Source organism: Ciceribacter sp. RN22 (assembly GCF_024054295.1).
In the GTDB taxonomy this organism is placed as follows: domain Bacteria; phylum Pseudomonadota; class Alphaproteobacteria; order Rhizobiales; family Rhizobiaceae; genus Allorhizobium; species Allorhizobium lividum.
On record NZ_JAMXLD010000001.1, the window covers coordinates 823,560 to 837,623 of the forward strand.

General features: G+C 64.4%; 16 protein-coding genes and 1 pseudogene. 13 read left to right on the forward strand and 4 right to left on the reverse strand.

Translation table 11 applies throughout. The features are described from left to right. Positions 1-103 precede the first annotated feature (103 nt). Both NHF53_RS04045 and NHF53_RS04050 read left to right on the forward strand, forming a co-directional pair. Complete coding sequence (locus tag NHF53_RS04045; protein WP_114362718.1) at positions 104-973, forward strand: S49 family peptidase; 870 nt, start codon at positions 104-106, stop codon at positions 971-973. Between the two features lie 29 nt (positions 974-1,002). Further along, positions 1,003-1,194 (forward strand): hypothetical protein, encoded by a 192-nt coding sequence (locus NHF53_RS04050; RefSeq protein ID WP_114362674.1) that lies wholly within the window; start codon positions 1,003-1,005, stop codon positions 1,192-1,194. A 12-nt stretch (positions 1,195-1,206) separates the two neighbouring features. Here NHF53_RS04050 and NHF53_RS04055 read toward each other — a convergent pair whose 3' ends face one another. Next, positions 1,207-1,677, reverse strand: coding sequence for a nuclear transport factor 2 family protein (locus tag NHF53_RS04055; protein ID WP_114362675.1), 471 nt, complete (start codon positions 1,675-1,677; stop codon positions 1,207-1,209). A gap of 75 nt (positions 1,678-1,752) precedes the next feature. Between NHF53_RS04055 and NHF53_RS04060 the strand changes: the two genes are divergently transcribed. Beyond that, positions 1,753-2,319, forward strand: a complete 567-nt coding sequence (locus tag NHF53_RS04060) for a TetR/AcrR family transcriptional regulator (RefSeq protein ID WP_252833200.1) — start codon at positions 1,753-1,755, stop codon at positions 2,317-2,319. Between the two features lie 32 nt (positions 2,320-2,351). Further along, positions 2,352-2,465: pseudogene (locus tag NHF53_RS04065) on the forward strand (glycine--tRNA ligase subunit alpha); the annotation flags it as partial. A gap of 20 nt (positions 2,466-2,485) precedes the next feature. On the opposite strand, the gene NHF53_RS04070 reads toward NHF53_RS04065, so the two are convergent. After that, positions 2,486-3,217 carry a glycosyltransferase gene (locus NHF53_RS04070; RefSeq protein ID WP_252833201.1) on the reverse strand — a complete coding sequence of 244 codons (732 nt, stop codon included), beginning with the start codon at positions 3,215-3,217 and terminating at the stop codon, positions 2,486-2,488. Between the two features lie 237 nt (positions 3,218-3,454). On the opposite strand from NHF53_RS04070, the gene NHF53_RS04075 reads away from it, so the two are divergent. The 9 genes from NHF53_RS04075 to NHF53_RS04115 all read left to right on the forward strand — a co-directional run bounded on the left by NHF53_RS04075 (position 3,455) and on the right by NHF53_RS04115 (position 12,923). Next, complete coding sequence (locus NHF53_RS04075; RefSeq protein WP_252834906.1) at positions 3,455-4,387, forward strand: glycine--tRNA ligase subunit alpha; 933 nt, start codon at positions 3,455-3,457, stop codon at positions 4,385-4,387. Continuing rightward, positions 4,384-5,124 (forward strand): DUF4328 domain-containing protein, encoded by a 741-nt coding sequence (locus tag NHF53_RS23990; protein WP_252833202.1) that lies wholly within the window; start codon positions 4,384-4,386, stop codon positions 5,122-5,124. Before NHF53_RS04075 ends, NHF53_RS23990 begins: the two co-directional genes overlap by 4 nt. 90 nt (positions 5,125-5,214) lie before the next feature. Next, the gene (locus NHF53_RS04085; RefSeq protein WP_114362678.1) at positions 5,215-5,766 is read left to right on the forward strand and encodes a LemA family protein; all 552 of its coding nucleotides are present in this window, start codon (positions 5,215-5,217) and stop codon (positions 5,764-5,766) included. A gap of 42 nt (positions 5,767-5,808) precedes the next feature. Next, on the forward strand, positions 5,809-7,065 hold the full coding sequence (gene aroA / locus NHF53_RS04090; protein ID WP_252833203.1) for a 3-phosphoshikimate 1-carboxyvinyltransferase: 1,257 nt from the start codon (positions 5,809-5,811) through the stop codon (positions 7,063-7,065). 36 nt (positions 7,066-7,101) lie between these two features. After that, positions 7,102-9,003, forward strand: a complete 1,902-nt coding sequence (locus tag NHF53_RS04095; RefSeq protein ID WP_252834907.1) for a DUF2207 domain-containing protein — start codon at positions 7,102-7,104, stop codon at positions 9,001-9,003. 74 nt (positions 9,004-9,077) lie between these two features. Then, positions 9,078-9,359 (forward strand): type II toxin-antitoxin system RelE/ParE family toxin, encoded by a 282-nt coding sequence (locus NHF53_RS04100; protein WP_252833204.1) that lies wholly within the window; start codon positions 9,078-9,080, stop codon positions 9,357-9,359. A gap of 24 nt (positions 9,360-9,383) precedes the next feature. Beyond that, positions 9,384-9,680 (forward strand): HigA family addiction module antitoxin, encoded by a 297-nt coding sequence (locus NHF53_RS04105; RefSeq protein ID WP_114362681.1) that lies wholly within the window; start codon positions 9,384-9,386, stop codon positions 9,678-9,680. A 113-nt stretch (positions 9,681-9,793) separates the two neighbouring features. Further along, the gene (locus NHF53_RS04110) at positions 9,794-12,295 is read left to right on the forward strand and encodes a glycine--tRNA ligase subunit beta (protein WP_252833205.1); all 2,502 of its coding nucleotides are present in this window, start codon (positions 9,794-9,796) and stop codon (positions 12,293-12,295) included. A 136-nt stretch (positions 12,296-12,431) separates the two neighbouring features. Then, positions 12,432-12,923 carry a DUF523 domain-containing protein gene (locus NHF53_RS04115; RefSeq protein ID WP_252834908.1) on the forward strand — a complete coding sequence of 164 codons (492 nt, stop codon included), beginning with the start codon at positions 12,432-12,434 and terminating at the stop codon, positions 12,921-12,923. A gap of 87 nt (positions 12,924-13,010) precedes the next feature. On the opposite strand, the gene NHF53_RS04120 is transcribed toward NHF53_RS04115, so the two are convergent. Continuing rightward, the gene (locus NHF53_RS04120; RefSeq protein WP_252833206.1) at positions 13,011-13,310 is read right to left on the reverse strand and encodes a hypothetical protein; all 300 of its coding nucleotides are present in this window, start codon (positions 13,308-13,310) and stop codon (positions 13,011-13,013) included. A 316-nt stretch (positions 13,311-13,626) separates the two neighbouring features. After that, entirely contained in the window at positions 13,627-13,941 is a 315-nt protein-coding gene (locus NHF53_RS04130) for a hypothetical protein (protein WP_252833207.1), read from the reverse strand. Positions 13,942-14,064: the final 123 nt, after the last annotated feature.

Genomic DNA, 14,064 nt, shown 5'->3' on the forward strand with positions numbered 1-14,064 from the left:
GAAGCCTGACAAGGGGCGGCGGGAGCCGGGCCATTGTTGTTTTTCGTCGGAAGACTTACATGGACGGCCTGACGATTTGTAAGCGTATATGAAGGGCTGCCCGATGCCGAATTTTCTCGATCGCCTGTTGCCGAAACGGTTCCGCAAGAAGGGAACGGTGATCCCGGTCGTCCGCCTGCACGGGGCGATCGCCGCAGGCGGTTCCAGGTTCAAGCCGGCGCTCAATCTCGCAAGCGTGGCGCCGATGCTCGAAAAGGCGTTTTCCAGGAAGGATGCGCCGGCCGTTGCCATTGCCGTCAATTCGCCGGGCGGTTCGCCCGTCCAGTCGCGGATGATCTTCGAGCGCATCCGGGCGCTCGCCGAGGAGAAGGGCAAGACGGTGCTCGTCTATGTCGAGGATGTCGCGGCCTCCGGCGGCTACATGATCGCCCTTGCCGGCGACGAGATCGTCGCCGACCCGTCCTCGATCGTCGGTTCGATCGGCGTCGTCTCCGGCGGCTTCGGTTTCCCGGAACTCCTGAAGAAGATCGGCGTCGAGCGCCGCGTCTATACCGCCGGCGAGAACAAGGTGATCCTCGATCCGTTCCAGCCGGAGAAGGAAAGCGACATCGAATACCTCAAAAGCCTGCAGGTGGAGATCCACACCATCTTCATCGACATGGTGAAGGCGCGCCGCGAAAGCCGCCTCGCGGACGAGTCGGGCATCTTCTCCGGGCTCTTCTGGACGGGCCGCCGCGGTCTGGAACTCGGTCTCGTCGACCGCCTCGGCGGTATGCGCGAGGACATCAAGCGCCGCTACGGCAAGGATGCGAAGCTGGAACTCATCAGCGGCGCGAAGGATTTCTTCGGCCGGCGGCTTCCGGGCGTTTCGGCCTTCGCCGCGCCGGATGCGGAACAGATCGCCGCAGCCGCCGTCGGTGGGCTTGCCGAAGTGCTGGAAGAAAAGGCATTGTGGGGTCGCTACGGCCTCTGAGGCCGCGACACGATACGGGAACCGAACGCATGGCGCAGTTGATCCTCCTGCTTCTGCTGGTCGGCGGCGGAATGCTGCTCTACCGCCGCTTCGTCGCGGATGCGGAAAAGCTCTCCGCCCGCTCGAAGCAGGCGGAACGCGAGCGCGAGACCGGCGCCACGGGGACGCTGGTCAAGGATCCTGAAACCGGCGAGTACCGCGTCAAGCGGGAAGGGGAATAGGGGCGTCGCCCCTTACAGTCCGAGATCGGACAGCGACGGATGGTCGTCCGGCCTCTGTCCGAGCGGCCAGTGAAACAGGCGGTCGGCTTCCTTGATCGGGAGATCGTTGATCGATGCATGACGGTGGGTCATCAGCCCGTCCGCATCGAACTGCCAGTTCTCGTTGCCGTAGGAGCGATACCAGTTGCGTGCGTCGTCGTGCCATTCATAGGCGAAGCGCACCGCAATGCGGTTCTCCCGGAAGGCCCAGATTTCCTTGATCAGCCGGTAGTCGAGTTCGCGTATCCATTTCCGCGTGAGAAAGGCCACGATGTCCGCGCGACCGGTCAGGAAGTCGGCGCGGTTGCGCCAGCGGCTGTCGAGGCTATAGGCGAGCGAGACGCGTTCGGGATCGCGGCTGTTCCACGCATCTTCGGCAGCTCTGACCTTCTGGCGCGCGGTTTCCTCATCGAAGGGCGGGAGGGGAGGGCGTTGGTTCGACATGATGGTTCCTTTTGATGGATAGACAGGTCTGTCTATTAACTTGACCTGGACAGATCTGTCTGTCAAGAACGGCTTATGACAAAAACGAAGACGAAATCGGTGGTGCCTGCGCGGGAGCGGATCCTGGAAGCGGCAAAGCGCCTGTTCTACCGGAATGGCATCCGTGCCACCGGCATCGACACGATCATCGCCGAAGCCGGTGTTGCCAAGATGTCGTTCTACAACAACTTCCCGTCCAAGGACGATCTGGTGCGAGCCTTCCTCACTGCGCGTCACGAGGCCTGGATGGTGATGTTCAGCGGCCGGGTGGAAGGGCATCTCGGCGAGCGTGGACTTGCCGCGCTCGCCTTCGCGCTCGACGAATGGTTCGCCGAGCCGGATTTTCGCGGCTGCGCCTTCATCAACACCGTCGCGGAGTTCGGGCAAGAATTCGAGGGCGCCATGCGCCACAAACTCGAGCTGGAGGCGTATGTGCAGGACATCGCCGCCCGTCTCGGCTTCTCAGCGCCCGGGCGCGTCGCCGGCGAGGCGATGATCGTCATCGAAGGCGCGATCGTTCGCGCGCAGATGGGTTTCCGCGACGGGCTGCGGGACCAGGCGGTCTCGCTGCTGCAATCGATCGAACGGGGCGCGACGGGCTGACCTCCCCGCGGCGCAGACTCTTTGCCCGACCGGCCGGATTACAGCCCTACAACATGGAAGTCGGCGCCGGCACCTTCCATCCGGCGACGACGCTTCGCGCGCTCGGTCCGAAGTCGTGGAAGGCGGCCTATGTCCAGCCTTCGCGCTCCCTCCATCCGGCGCCTGCCTATTGCGCCGCGTCTTTCTTGTAGGGCGTTGCGACCTCATCCTCGAAGGGGCCGTTGACGACGCGCTGCAGGCTGTAGTCGACAAGCAGCTTCTCGCGGTGCCACTCGCCGGCCATCGGCGCGGTGGCATATTCGTGGAAGCAGGGAGTGCCGAGCGTCCAGTGCAGGAGCTTTGCCTCGGGGTTGGGACCGAATTCGTCCGGTAGCCAGTTCCAGACCTTCGGGATCTCGCCGATAAGGTCGTCGGAAAGCCAGGTAAAGCGATGCAGTTGCGCGCCGGTCGCATTCATCACGAAGTCCGGCGTGACGACCTTGTTGGCCGGATGGCCGCAGTTCCAGAGGACGACGCTCGACCAGTTCTTGCGCGGATAGTCGGCGTTTGCCGAGCCGAGATACTTGGTCGTCGCCTTGGTCTTGTAGTCGTGATGGACACACATGACCGCCTTGGACTCGTCACGCAATGCCCAGAGCTTTGCGAGATCGTCGCGCACCAGCATGTCGCCGTCCACGAACAGGGCCCAGCCCGTGTAGTTCATCAGATGCGGCAGCAGGAAACGGCTGTAGATGAACTGATTGGAGCCGTCGCTGTGGGTCTCGGTGTAGGTCTTGAGATTGTTGAGTGCGAGCGGCGTAAATGAAATGACCTCGCTAGAATGGCGGATCATGCTGTTGGCGCAGACATGATAGGCGATCGCCTCGCGCGGATCGTAACCGATAAAGACATTGATCATGACAGGAACCTCCGGATATCTCTCATTAATGCGTCGGCGCTCATCGGCTTTGATCGAAGTCAATAGCCGCATCGAACACACTCCTGCGCCATGCCCGGCAGCCTGTGATGAAGGTGGAGGCTGACGGGCCTTCTGCCGTGTCGTGCTTGACCGATGGGAAGGCTTGTGGCACCTCACCGCCAGTTCTCCGATCAGAAGGCCGGCCCCGTCATGTCTCAAGCAAGCCTCGCGCCCCACATGGACCCCAAGCGCTCGTTCCAGGCGCTCATCCTGACGCTGCACAACTATTGGGCCGACAAGGGCTGTGCCGTTCTGCAGCCGTATGACATGGAAGTCGGCGCCGGCACCTTCCATCCGGCGACGACGCTTCGCGCACTCGGTCCGAAGCCGTGGAAGGCGGCCTATGTCCAGCCTTCGCGCCGCCCCTCCGACGGTCGCTACGGCGAGAACCCGAACCGCCTGCAGCACTACTACCAGTACCAGGTGATCCTGAAGCCGAACCCGTCCAACCTGCAGGAGCTCTATCTCGGCTCCCTGAAGGCAATCGGTCTCGATCCGCTGCTGCACGACATCCGCTTCGTCGAGGACGACTGGGAAAGCCCCACCCTCGGCGCCTGGGGTCTCGGCTGGGAATGCTGGTGCGACGGCATGGAAGTTTCGCAGTTCACCTATTTCCAGCAGGTCTGCGGCATCGAGTGCTCGCCGGTCGCCGGCGAACTCACCTACGGCCTCGAGCGCCTCGCCATGTATGTGCAGGGCGTCGACAGCATCTATGACATCAATTTCAACGGCCGCGAAGGCGAGGAGAAGATCTCCTACGGCGACGTCTTCCTGCAGGCCGAGCAGGAGTATTCGAGGCACAATTTCGAATACGCCAACACCGAAATGCTGCACCGCCATTTCGAAGACGCGGAAAAGGAATGCCAGGCGCTTCTCGCCGCCGGCGCGCCGGGCGAGAGCGACAACCAGCGCCTGCACAAATGCGTCTTCCCGGCCTACGACCAGTGCATCAAGGCGAGCCACGTCTTCAACCTGCTGGATGCCCGCGGCGTGATCTCGGTGACCGAGCGCCAGAGCTACATCCTCAGGGTGCGCACCCTCGCCAAGGCCTGCGGCGAAGCCTTCCTGCTGACGGATGCCGGCGGGGCGAATCTCGGCAAGGCGGCGTGACGACGAGCCGGTCCCTTCCGGCTCCTGCCTTTGCCCGGCGGCTCGACCGGGCGCGCCGCCTTTGGGAGTGGCTTGCCCTCGCCACCGGCGTGCTGATCGCCGTCAAGGTCGTCTCCTATCTCTACCTTGCGTTTGCCAGCTACGTGGTCGAACGCACCGGCTCGCGCGTCACCGCGGGCGTCGACAGCCCGGCCGTACAGGCCTGGTTTCAGATCGAGATCGGGTGGGACATCACGGTGATCCTGCTGGGCGCCGTGCTGCTGATCGTCTGGCTCCGGCTGATCTGGCTTTCCGTCGTCCTTGCCGAGCGGATTTCGCCTGGCAGCGTGCGCTACGCGCCGTGGGTCGCGGTCGCCGGCTTTCTGGTGCCGGTCGTCAGCCTCTGGATGCCGGTCCACGCGATGAGCGATCTCGGTAACGTTTCCGCACGGGAAGAGGGACGATCCACGGGCGCGGTTCAGTGGCATCCCGCCCTGATCGTCATACTCGCGCTGGTCTCGTTCGGACTGGATGCCGCCAGTCTCGATATTTCCGGATCCGCACCGATCGACATGGCGAGCGCACGGACTGCCTTGCATCTCGTTGCCGCCGGAGGCGTCGGCAAGCTCCTGATGCTGCTTGCCTGCGACGGCTTCTTGCGGGCGATCCGCCCCGGGCAGGAGATCGCCCTTGCCGATCTTTCCGACCGCCAACGGATCTGGGACCGGGCGGGCGGACATCGCGCAGATTCTCGATGATAGCCGCCGTAAGGTCCTAGAATGGCTGGTGACTTTCCGCGTCGAGACGCATAAGGTCCGGCATTGTTCGCCCTCGCCGGAGCATGGAAGATGTTTACTATTCTCGCGATACTTGCCGCCCTCGTTCTTTACGTGGTTTTCATCTACAACGGCCTCGTCAAGTCCCGGCAGATGGCCGAGGAGGCCTGGTCCGGCATCGACGTGCAGCTGAAGCGTCGTGCCGACCTCATCCCGAACCTCATCGAGACGGTCAAGGGCTATGCCGGGCACGAGAAGTCGACGCTCGAGGAAGTCGTCGCGCTGCGCAACAAGGCACAGGCCGTGCCCGCCGGTGACGTCGAGGGGCGTGCGGTCGCCGAAGGCCTGCTTGGCCAGGCGCTCGGCCGGGTGATCGCGCTCGCGGAAGCCTATCCGGACCTCAAGGCCAACCAGAACTTCCTGGAACTCCAGCGCTCGCTCGAAACCATCGAAGGCGAGATCCAGATGTCGCGCCGCTATTACAACGGGGCCGCGCGCGACCTGAACGTCAAGGTGGAAAGCTTCCCTTCCAATCTGGTGGCCGGCCAGTTCGGCTTTGCCAAGAAACCCTATTTCGAGATCGCCAACGAGGCCGATCGCGCCGTTCCGACGGTGAAGTTCTAAGTTGAGTGCTCCGGTAAACGGAGTGCGACCGAGACAAGACGTATGACCACAGACAGACTGACCATGATTCCGCCCGGCCATCCGCTCACCGGACGGGTGAGCCCCCCGGGCTCGAAATCGATCACCAATCGCGCGCTGCTGCTCGCGGGGCTTGCGAAGGGGACGAGCCGTCTCACCGGCGCGCTGAAGAGCGACGACACCCGCTATATGGCCGAAGCGCTGCGGGCGATGGGCGTGACCGTCGAGGAGCCCGATGCGACGACCTTCGTCGTCACGAGTTCCGGCAAGCTGACGCCGCCGGCCGCGCCGCTCTTCCTCGGCAATGCCGGCACCGCAACACGCTTCTTGACGGCTGCGCTGGCGCTCGGCCGCGGGCGCTATGTGGTCGACGGCGACGAGCACATGCGCAAGCGTCCGATCAAGCCGCTTGTCGATGCACTCCGTTCGCTCGGCGTCGCGATCGATGCCCCGACCGGCTGCCCGCCGGTCACCATCGATGCCATCGGCGCCTTCGCCGAGAACCGCGTGGTGATCGATGCCGGCCTGTCGAGCCAGTATGTCTCCGCCCTCCTGATGGCGGCGGCCTGCGCGGATGCCCCCTTCGAGATCGCCCTTGCCGGTGCCGATATCGGCGCGCGCGGCTATATCGACCTGACGCTTGCCGCCATGCGCGCCTTCGGGGCGCGCGTCGAGCAGCCGACGCCCGCCTCCTGGCGGATCGAGCCGACCGGCTATACGGCGACCGACTTCCACATCGAGCCGGATGCGTCGGCCGCCACCTATCTCTGGGCGGCGGAAGTGCTGACGGGCGGGACAATCGACATCGGCACGCCGGCCGGCGAATTCACCCAGCCGGATGCAAAGGCGCATGATGTCATCGCCGCCTTCCCGTCCATGCCGGCGGTGATCGACGGCTCGCAGATGCAGGACGCGATCCCGACGATCGCCGTGCTCGCGGCCTTCAACGACAAGCCGGTGCGCTTCACCGGCATCGCCAACCTCCGCGTCAAGGAATGCGACCGGGTGCGGGCGCTGTCGACAGGCCTGAACAATATCCGCCCCGGGCTCGCGACGGAGGAGGGCGACGACCTTCTGGTCTTCGCCGATCCGGCACTCGCGGGGCAGAACCTGCCGGCGGCAATCGACACCTTCGCCGACCATCGCATCGCGATGAGCTTCGCGCTCGCCGGGCTGAAGATCTCCGGCATCACCATTCTCGATCCCGGCTGCGTCGCCAAGACCTATCCCGATTACTGGGATGCGCTGGCCTCGCTCGGCGTCGAGTACAAGGCGGGATAATCGACCGTGAAAACGCTCTTCGGCCTCCTCTTCACGATGTTCCTCTCGCTGGCCCTCGTGAGGGGAGCTGCGGCCGAAGAGGTCATCCGCTCCTACCATGCCGATATCGAGGTCGCGGCCGACGCGACCTTGACGATCCGGGAAACGATCACCGTCAACGCCGAGGGCAATGAGATCAAGCGGGGCATCTTCCGCGATTTCCCGCTCTATGCCGTCGATGACGCCGGCCGCCGGACGAAGGTCGACTTCGAACTCCTTTCGGTCGAACGCGACGGCGAGCCCGAGGCGAACCATACCGAGACCATTTCCGGCGGTATCCGTATCTATGCCGGCTCGGCCGACGTCTTCCTCTCGCCGGGGGAATATACCTACCGCTTCACCTACAGGACCGGTCGGCAGATCCGCTATTTCGAGGATCATGACGAGCTCTACTGGAACGTCACCGGCAACGGCTGGCAGTTTCCGATCGAGGAGGCGAGCGCCACGGTCTCGCTTCCGGACGGTGCGCGGCCGACGCGGACGGCGGTCTATACCGGCCCGCAGGGCTCGACGGAGAGCAACGCCCGCGCGGTGCCCGGCAGCGGCGGGCTGCAGTTCGAGACGACCCGACCGCTCGGCCCTGAGGAGGGATTGACCATCGTCCTCGCTTTGCCGAAAGGCGTCGTCACCGCGCCATCGGCCGAACAGACGCGCTGGTGGTTCCTGCGCGACAACATCAACGCGATCCTCGGCTTCGGCGGGCTCTTCCTGGTCTTTGCCTATTACCTGCGTTCGTGGATCGCTGTCGGACGCGACCCGGACGGGGGCGTGATCGTGCCGCGCTGGGACCCGCCGGAAGGTATTTCGCCGGCGCTCGTCAACTATATCGACAACAAGGGCTTTTCCGGCGCGGGCTGGACGGCGCTCTCCGCCTCGCTGATTGATCTCGCCGTCCACGGCTATGTCGAGCTCGACGATCTCGAAAAGTCGATCGTCGTGCGGCGAACCGGCAAGGCCGCGCCGACGACGCTTCCGGGCGGGCAGGCGAGCTTGCTTGCCGAGTTCGGCGAGGCCGGCAGCACGTTCACCATCGACAAGAAGAACGGAAAGCGGGTCGAGAGCGCCGGACGCAAGTTCCGCAGCGCCATCGAGAAGGAGCATCGCGGCAAATACTACCGCGCCAATTCCGGCTATTTCGCCGGCGGCGTGGTGCTCAGCATCGCAGCACTCGCCGCGCTCTTCGTCTTCGGGACGCTCGAGGAGGACACGATCGGGCTGATGTTCATCCCGACCTTCTTCTCGGTGTTCTTCGGCGCCTTCGGGGTGGCGATCGGCAAAGGCTTCAGCCGCAGCTCCTCGCTGCTCTCAAAGATCGTCTCGATCGTGGTGCTGACGGTGATCGGTTTCGCCGCCTTCACCATCTTCTCGCTGGTCGTCGTGACGGCCGTCTTCGAGCTTGCCGATGCGAGCCAGACGGAAGTGGTGGTCGCCGTCGGCGCCATCGTGCTGCTCAACGTGCTCTTCTTCTTCCTGATGGGCGCGCCGACGCCGATCGGCCGCAAGATGATGGACGGCATCGAGGGCCTGCGCACCTATATGACGCTCGCCGAGAAGGACCGGCTCAACATGCAGGGCGTGCCGACGATGTCGCCGAGCCATTTCGAAACCCTGCTGCCCTACGCCGTCGCACTCGGGGTCGAAAAGCCTTGGACCCGTACCTTCGAGACCTGGCTCGCCTCCGCTGCGGCAGGCGCGGCCGCGGCGAGCTACCAGCCGGCCTGGTATCACGGCGATCTTTCGCGCGGCGTCGGCGACCGCATCGGCGGCTTCTCCTCGGCGATGGCCTCCACCATGGCCTCGACCATCCCGCAACCAGTCAAGAGTTCGTCCTCCGGCTTCTCCTCGGGCGGCGGCTTTTCCGGCGGCGGCGGCGGTGGCGGCGGCGGCGGAGGGTGGTAAGGGGGCGTCCCGCGCCGAATCATATTGCGATATGTATCGTGACGTGATACATACAGGAAAATCGGGAAGATGCGATGATAAGGTCCTACGCCTCGGCGATGACCGAGATGATCGCCGCCGGCGAGGCGCCGAAGGGGTTTCCGGCCGATCTGCTGCGCCGCGCCGTCGTCAAGCTGACATTGATCGACAACGCCGTCAGCCTGCACGATCTGGCGAGCCCTCCCGGCAATCGGCTGGAAGCGCTGAAGGGCAATCGGCAGGGGCAGCATTCGATCCGCATCAACGACCAATGGCGGATCTGCTTCGTCTGGGTGAACGGCGGTGCCGAGAAGGTCGAGATCGTGGACTATCATTGAGGCCGGCGAAAAAGGATGAGAGATATGGTCGTGGCACTGCCTCCGGTTCATCCGGGTGAGATTTTGCGGGACGAGTTTCTTCAGCCCTTGGGCATGAGCGCCGGCGCCCTCGCGAAGAAGCTGAACGTTCCGCGCACGCGCATCGAGCGGCTGGTTGCCGAACAGACGGCGCTGACGCCCGACACCGCCCTGCGCCTCGCCCGCTTCTTCGACACCTCGCCGCAATTCTGGATGAACCTGCAGACCAGTTATGACCTCAAGGTGGAGGCCGCCGCCAAGGCGGAGGAAATCGCCGCTATCCCCGTCATGAGTGCCGCATAGCCGGGCGACAACCTCCTCGCAACATCGCGCAATTTCCCGTATTGCCGGATGACTTTTCGCGCCGGGCTTGCTAAGTCCGCGGCAACCCAGGCAACAAACAAAAAGTCAGTTCCATGCCCGATCTTCTGCTTGAACTCCGCTCCGAGGAAATTCCTGCCCGCATGCAGCGCAAGGCCGCGGGCGACCTGAAGAAGCTCGTGACCGACGCGCTGGTCGAGGCGGGGCTGACCTACGAGGGTGCGCGCGAATACTGGACGCCGCGCCGCCTCTCCCTCGACATCCGCGGGCTCACCGCCCGCTCCGCCGACGTCCGCGAGGAGAAGAAGGGGCCGCGCGTCGACGCGCCGGAAAAGGCGATCGAGGGCTTTCTGCGCGGCGCCGGCCTTTCCGATGTCTCTCAGGCGCAGGTGGTCAGCGATCCGAAGAAGGGCGACTTCTACGTCGCTTTCATCGAAAAACCCGGCCGCCCCGCGGAAGAGATCATCGCCGCGGTCATGCCGGGCATCATCCGCGATTTCCCTTGGCCGAAGTCGATGCGGTCGGGTTCCGCATCCATGCCGAGGGGCATGTCCTATGGCGGTATCGAAGGCAAGGGCAGCGAAAGCCTGCGCTGGGTGCGCCCGCTGCAGTCGATCGTCTGCACCTTCGGCACCGAGAATGACGAAGTTGCCGTCATCCCCTTCGAGATCGACGGCATCGTGGCCGGCAACATCACCTACGGCCACCGGTTCCACGCGCCGGAGGCGATCACGGTCCGGCGCTTCGGCGATTACGTCGCGAGCCTCGAAAAGGCGAAGGTCGTTCTCGACGCCGAGCGCCGCCGTCAGATCATCGCGCAGGATGCCGCCAACCTCGCCTTTGCCAACGGCCTCGACTTGGTCGAGGATGCCGACCTCCTGGAAGAGGTCTCCGGCCTCGTCGAATACCCGCATGTGCTGCTCGGCACCTTCGAGGACGATTTCCTCTCGATCCCGGCGGAAATCATCCGGCTGACGATCAAGACCAATCAGAAGTGCTTCGTCACCCGCCCGCATGGCGTCCACCTCCCCCTTGAGGGGGGAGGTCGCGCGGAACGCGCGGGTGGGGGTGATACGGCGTCGGTCGCGAGCGATCACCCCACCCCGGCCCTTCGGTCCGACCCTCCCCCCCAAGGGGAGGGTGTGCTCTCCAACCATTTCATCCTCGTCTCCAACATCGAGGCGAAGGACGGCGGCAAGGAGATCATGCACGGCAACGGCAAGGTCGTGCGCGCGCGCCTTTCCGACGCGCTGCATTTCTGGAAGCGCGACCAGGGCGACCTGCCGGACCTCGACACACTGAAGGCCTCGGCCGCGAAATTCGATCTCGACCTTGGAAAGCCGCTCGACCAGCGGATGGCCAAGCTCGATGCGCTGAACGTCACCTTCCACGCCAAGCTCGGCACGCAGGGCGAGCGCGTTGCCCGCATCCGGGCGCTCGCCGAGGAATTGGCGCCGCTCGTCGGCGCCGATGCCGCCCTCGTCGACCGCGCCGTGGTGCTGGCGACGGCCGACCTGCGCACCGAGGCCGTCGGCGAAGTCCCGGAACTGCAGGGCGTCATGGGCCGCAAATATGCGCTGCTGCAAGGCGAGCACGAGAGCGTCGCCGCGGCGATCGAGGATCATTACAAGCCGCAGGGTCCGTCCGACCGCGTGCCGGATGACAAGGTGGCGATCACCGTCGCGCTCGCCGACAAGCTGGATACGCTCGCCGGCTTCTGGGCGATCGACGAAAAGCCGACCGGCTCGAAGGACCCGTTTGCGCTACGCCGCGCGGCGCTGGGCGTGGTGCGGATATTGCTGGAGCGGGGTTTGCGCGCTTCGCTCAACACGGTGATACAGACTATCCACAACATTTATCTAGATCGCTTTAGGGAGCTTCATGCGTTGAGGTTTAAAAGCGAAACTGGAAGTTATCGCATCCCAGAAAGCATGATGCTTAAAGAGCCCGCCGCCCAGGACGCATTTTGGTATCTTAACAAGCAGTTCTTAGTTCCGGGTGCGGATATCTTCAAAGCTGAGAGTGACATCTTTAATGAAGATATGGTGGTCCGATTTTTGCCATTAGAAGAGGCGCTTTATTCGCTCCTCTCCTTCTTCCACGACCGCCTGAAGGTCTACCTGCGCGATCAGGGCGCCCGCCACGACATCATCGATGCGGTGCTCACCCCCGAGGCCGACGACTTGCTGATGGTCGCCCGCCGCGCGGAAGCGCTGACCGCCTTCATAACCTCGGAGGACGGCATCAACCTCGTGGCCGGCACCAAGCGCGCCACGCAGCTTCTCGCCTCGGAAGAGAAGAAGGGCACCGTCGTCGCCGACGCGGTCTCCGACGCGCTGCTGACGCTCGACGCGGAAAAGGCGCTCTACGCCGCGATCAGGGTCGCGACCGCGGAAGCTGCCGAAGCGGTGGCGAAGGAAGACTTCCGCTCCGCCATGCAGGCGCTGTCGAAGCTTCGCGCGCCGGTCGACACCTTCTTCGACGACGTGCTGGTGAACGACGAGGATGCCGCGATCCGCGCCAACCGCCTGGCGCTGCTGAAGGCGATCCGCGAGGCGACCGGCACCGTCGCCGACTTCTCGAAGATTTCGGGCTAGCCTCTCCCCTCGTGGGAGAGGAAGAAAAATCGGCATCTTGGCTTCAGCCAAGTGCCAGATTTTTCGGGTGGGGGAAGGTCTGACGCAGGACGTTCGCCTTCTCGGCGGGCTGCCCGCAAGGGGAAGAGGAGTGAACGTGCCGAAAATCCTCATCAGCGCCTGTCTTCTCGGCCGCCCGGTCCGCTACGACGGCAAGGGCAAGCCGCTCGTCCACCCGGCGATCGACCGCTGGAAGGCCGAGGGCCGGCTCGTCGCCTTCTGCCCGGAACAGGCGGGCGGGCTCTCGACGCCGCGCCCGCCGGCCGAGATCGAGGGCGGCGCGAGCGGCGAGGACGTGATCGAGGGGCGCGCAAGGGTCATCGAGAAGACCGGCCGCGACGTCTCGAACGCCTTCATCGAGGGTGGACGGAAGGCCGTCGAATTCGCCCGCGCCAATGGCTGCGCTTACGCGCTCCTGATCGACGGCAGCCCGTCCTGCGGGTCGGGTTTCATCTATGACGGAAGCTTTTCCGGTGTTCGCCATCCGGGCCTTGGGGTAACCGCGGCGCTCTTGCGCCAAGCCGGCATCGCGGTCTTTTCCGATCGCGAAATAGAGGCGCTCGTGGCGCGCATCGCCGAAGGCACTTGATCGCCCGTCGGCGGCCATATCAAGGACATGCCAGACATGCGAAGGGCGGCGTTGCCGCCGCCCTGATCAGCTCCGGAGGTGTCCGGATCAATCGTCGTTGTCGCTGCCACCGTTGTGGTCGCTGCCGCCGTCATGGCCGGCACCGTGGTCGCTCTCGCCGCGGCCGTTGTCGTCATTGCCGTTGCGCTCGTTGCGCTCGCGGTTGCGTTCGGTATGGCCCATGCCGTTGTCGTCGTTCGAACGGTCGCTCCGTGCGGACGAGGAAGAATCGTGGCCGAGGCACTGGGCGACGGTGGAGCAACCTTCGCTCGCCACGGCCGGAGCGGAAAGCAGCGAGGAAGTGGAAGCGGCGAGAAGGGCGGCGAATACTGCGATGTAGGTCTTCATTGGTCAGTCCTCCGTGTTGAATATGGGATCATGTATACTCAACGCTGACTGACGGATGCCTGACCGGTACCTGACGGGAAGCTGACAGGGGAAGAAAAGTGGAAGAAGGAAAGGTCGGCACCACGATGGCGCAGGTGTGACGGCGGCACTTCTGCGACGCGCCGGCGTCGAGGTGTTTTCCGACCGCGAGATCGACGCGCGCGTGGCGCGCATCGCCGAAGGCACTTGATCGCCCGTCGGCGGCCATATCAAGGAGATGCCAGACATGCGAAGGGCGGCGTTGCCGCCGCCCTGATCAGCTCCGGGGGTGTCCGGATCAATCGTCGTTGTCGCTGCCACCGTTGTGATCGCTGCCGCCGTCATGGCCGCTGTCGTGGCCGGCACCGTTGTCGCTCTCGCCGCGGCCGTTGTCGTCATTGCCGTTGCGTTCGTTGCGCTCGCGGTTACGGTCGGTGTCGCCGGCCGTGCCGTTGTCGTCGTTCGACTGGTCGCCCCGTGCGGACGAGGAAGAATCGTGGCCGAGGCACTGGGCGACGGTGGAGCACTTTTCGGTGGCCATGGCCGGGGCGGAAAGCAACGAGGAAGTGGAAACGGCGAGAAGGGCGGCGAATACTGCGGTGTAGGTCTTCATTGGTCAGTCCTCCGTGTTGAAGATGGGATTATGAATACTCAACACTGGCTGACGGTTGGCTGACCGGTATCTGACGGGAAGCTGACGGGGACAAGAAAAGCGTCCCCGCAACGAAAAAAGCCG

Excerpts from the sequence above, each read along its gene's own strand:
- NHF53_RS04045 (WP_114362718.1), top strand. The coding sequence starts at position 104 with ATGCCGAATTTTCTCGATCGCCTGTTGCCGAAACGGTTCCGCAAGAAG.
- NHF53_RS04050 (WP_114362674.1), top strand. The coding sequence starts at position 1,003 with ATGGCGCAGTTGATCCTCCTGCTTCTGCTGGTCGGCGGCGGAATGCTG.
- NHF53_RS04055 (WP_114362675.1), bottom strand. The coding sequence starts at position 1,677 with ATGTCGAACCAACGCCCTCCCCTCCCGCCCTTCGATGAGGAAACCGCG.
- NHF53_RS04060 (WP_252833200.1), top strand. The coding sequence starts at position 1,753 with ATGACAAAAACGAAGACGAAATCGGTGGTGCCTGCGCGGGAGCGGATC.
- NHF53_RS04070 (WP_252833201.1), bottom strand. The coding sequence starts at position 3,217 with ATGATCAATGTCTTTATCGGTTACGATCCGCGCGAGGCGATCGCCTAT.
- NHF53_RS04075 (WP_252834906.1), top strand. The coding sequence starts at position 3,455 with ATGGACCCCAAGCGCTCGTTCCAGGCGCTCATCCTGACGCTGCACAAC.
- NHF53_RS04085 (WP_114362678.1), top strand. The coding sequence starts at position 5,215 with ATGTTTACTATTCTCGCGATACTTGCCGCCCTCGTTCTTTACGTGGTT.
- aroA (WP_252833203.1), top strand. The coding sequence starts at position 5,809 with ATGACCACAGACAGACTGACCATGATTCCGCCCGGCCATCCGCTCACC.
- NHF53_RS04095 (WP_252834907.1), top strand. The coding sequence starts at position 7,102 with ATGTTCCTCTCGCTGGCCCTCGTGAGGGGAGCTGCGGCCGAAGAGGTC.
- NHF53_RS04100 (WP_252833204.1), top strand. The coding sequence starts at position 9,078 with ATGATAAGGTCCTACGCCTCGGCGATGACCGAGATGATCGCCGCCGGC.
- NHF53_RS04105 (WP_114362681.1), top strand. The coding sequence starts at position 9,384 with ATGGTCGTGGCACTGCCTCCGGTTCATCCGGGTGAGATTTTGCGGGAC.
- NHF53_RS04110 (WP_252833205.1), top strand. The coding sequence starts at position 9,794 with ATGCCCGATCTTCTGCTTGAACTCCGCTCCGAGGAAATTCCTGCCCGC.
- NHF53_RS04120 (WP_252833206.1), bottom strand. The coding sequence starts at position 13,310 with ATGAAGACCTACATCGCAGTATTCGCCGCCCTTCTCGCCGCTTCCACT.
- NHF53_RS04130 (WP_252833207.1), bottom strand. The coding sequence starts at position 13,941 with ATGAAGACCTACACCGCAGTATTCGCCGCCCTTCTCGCCGTTTCCACT.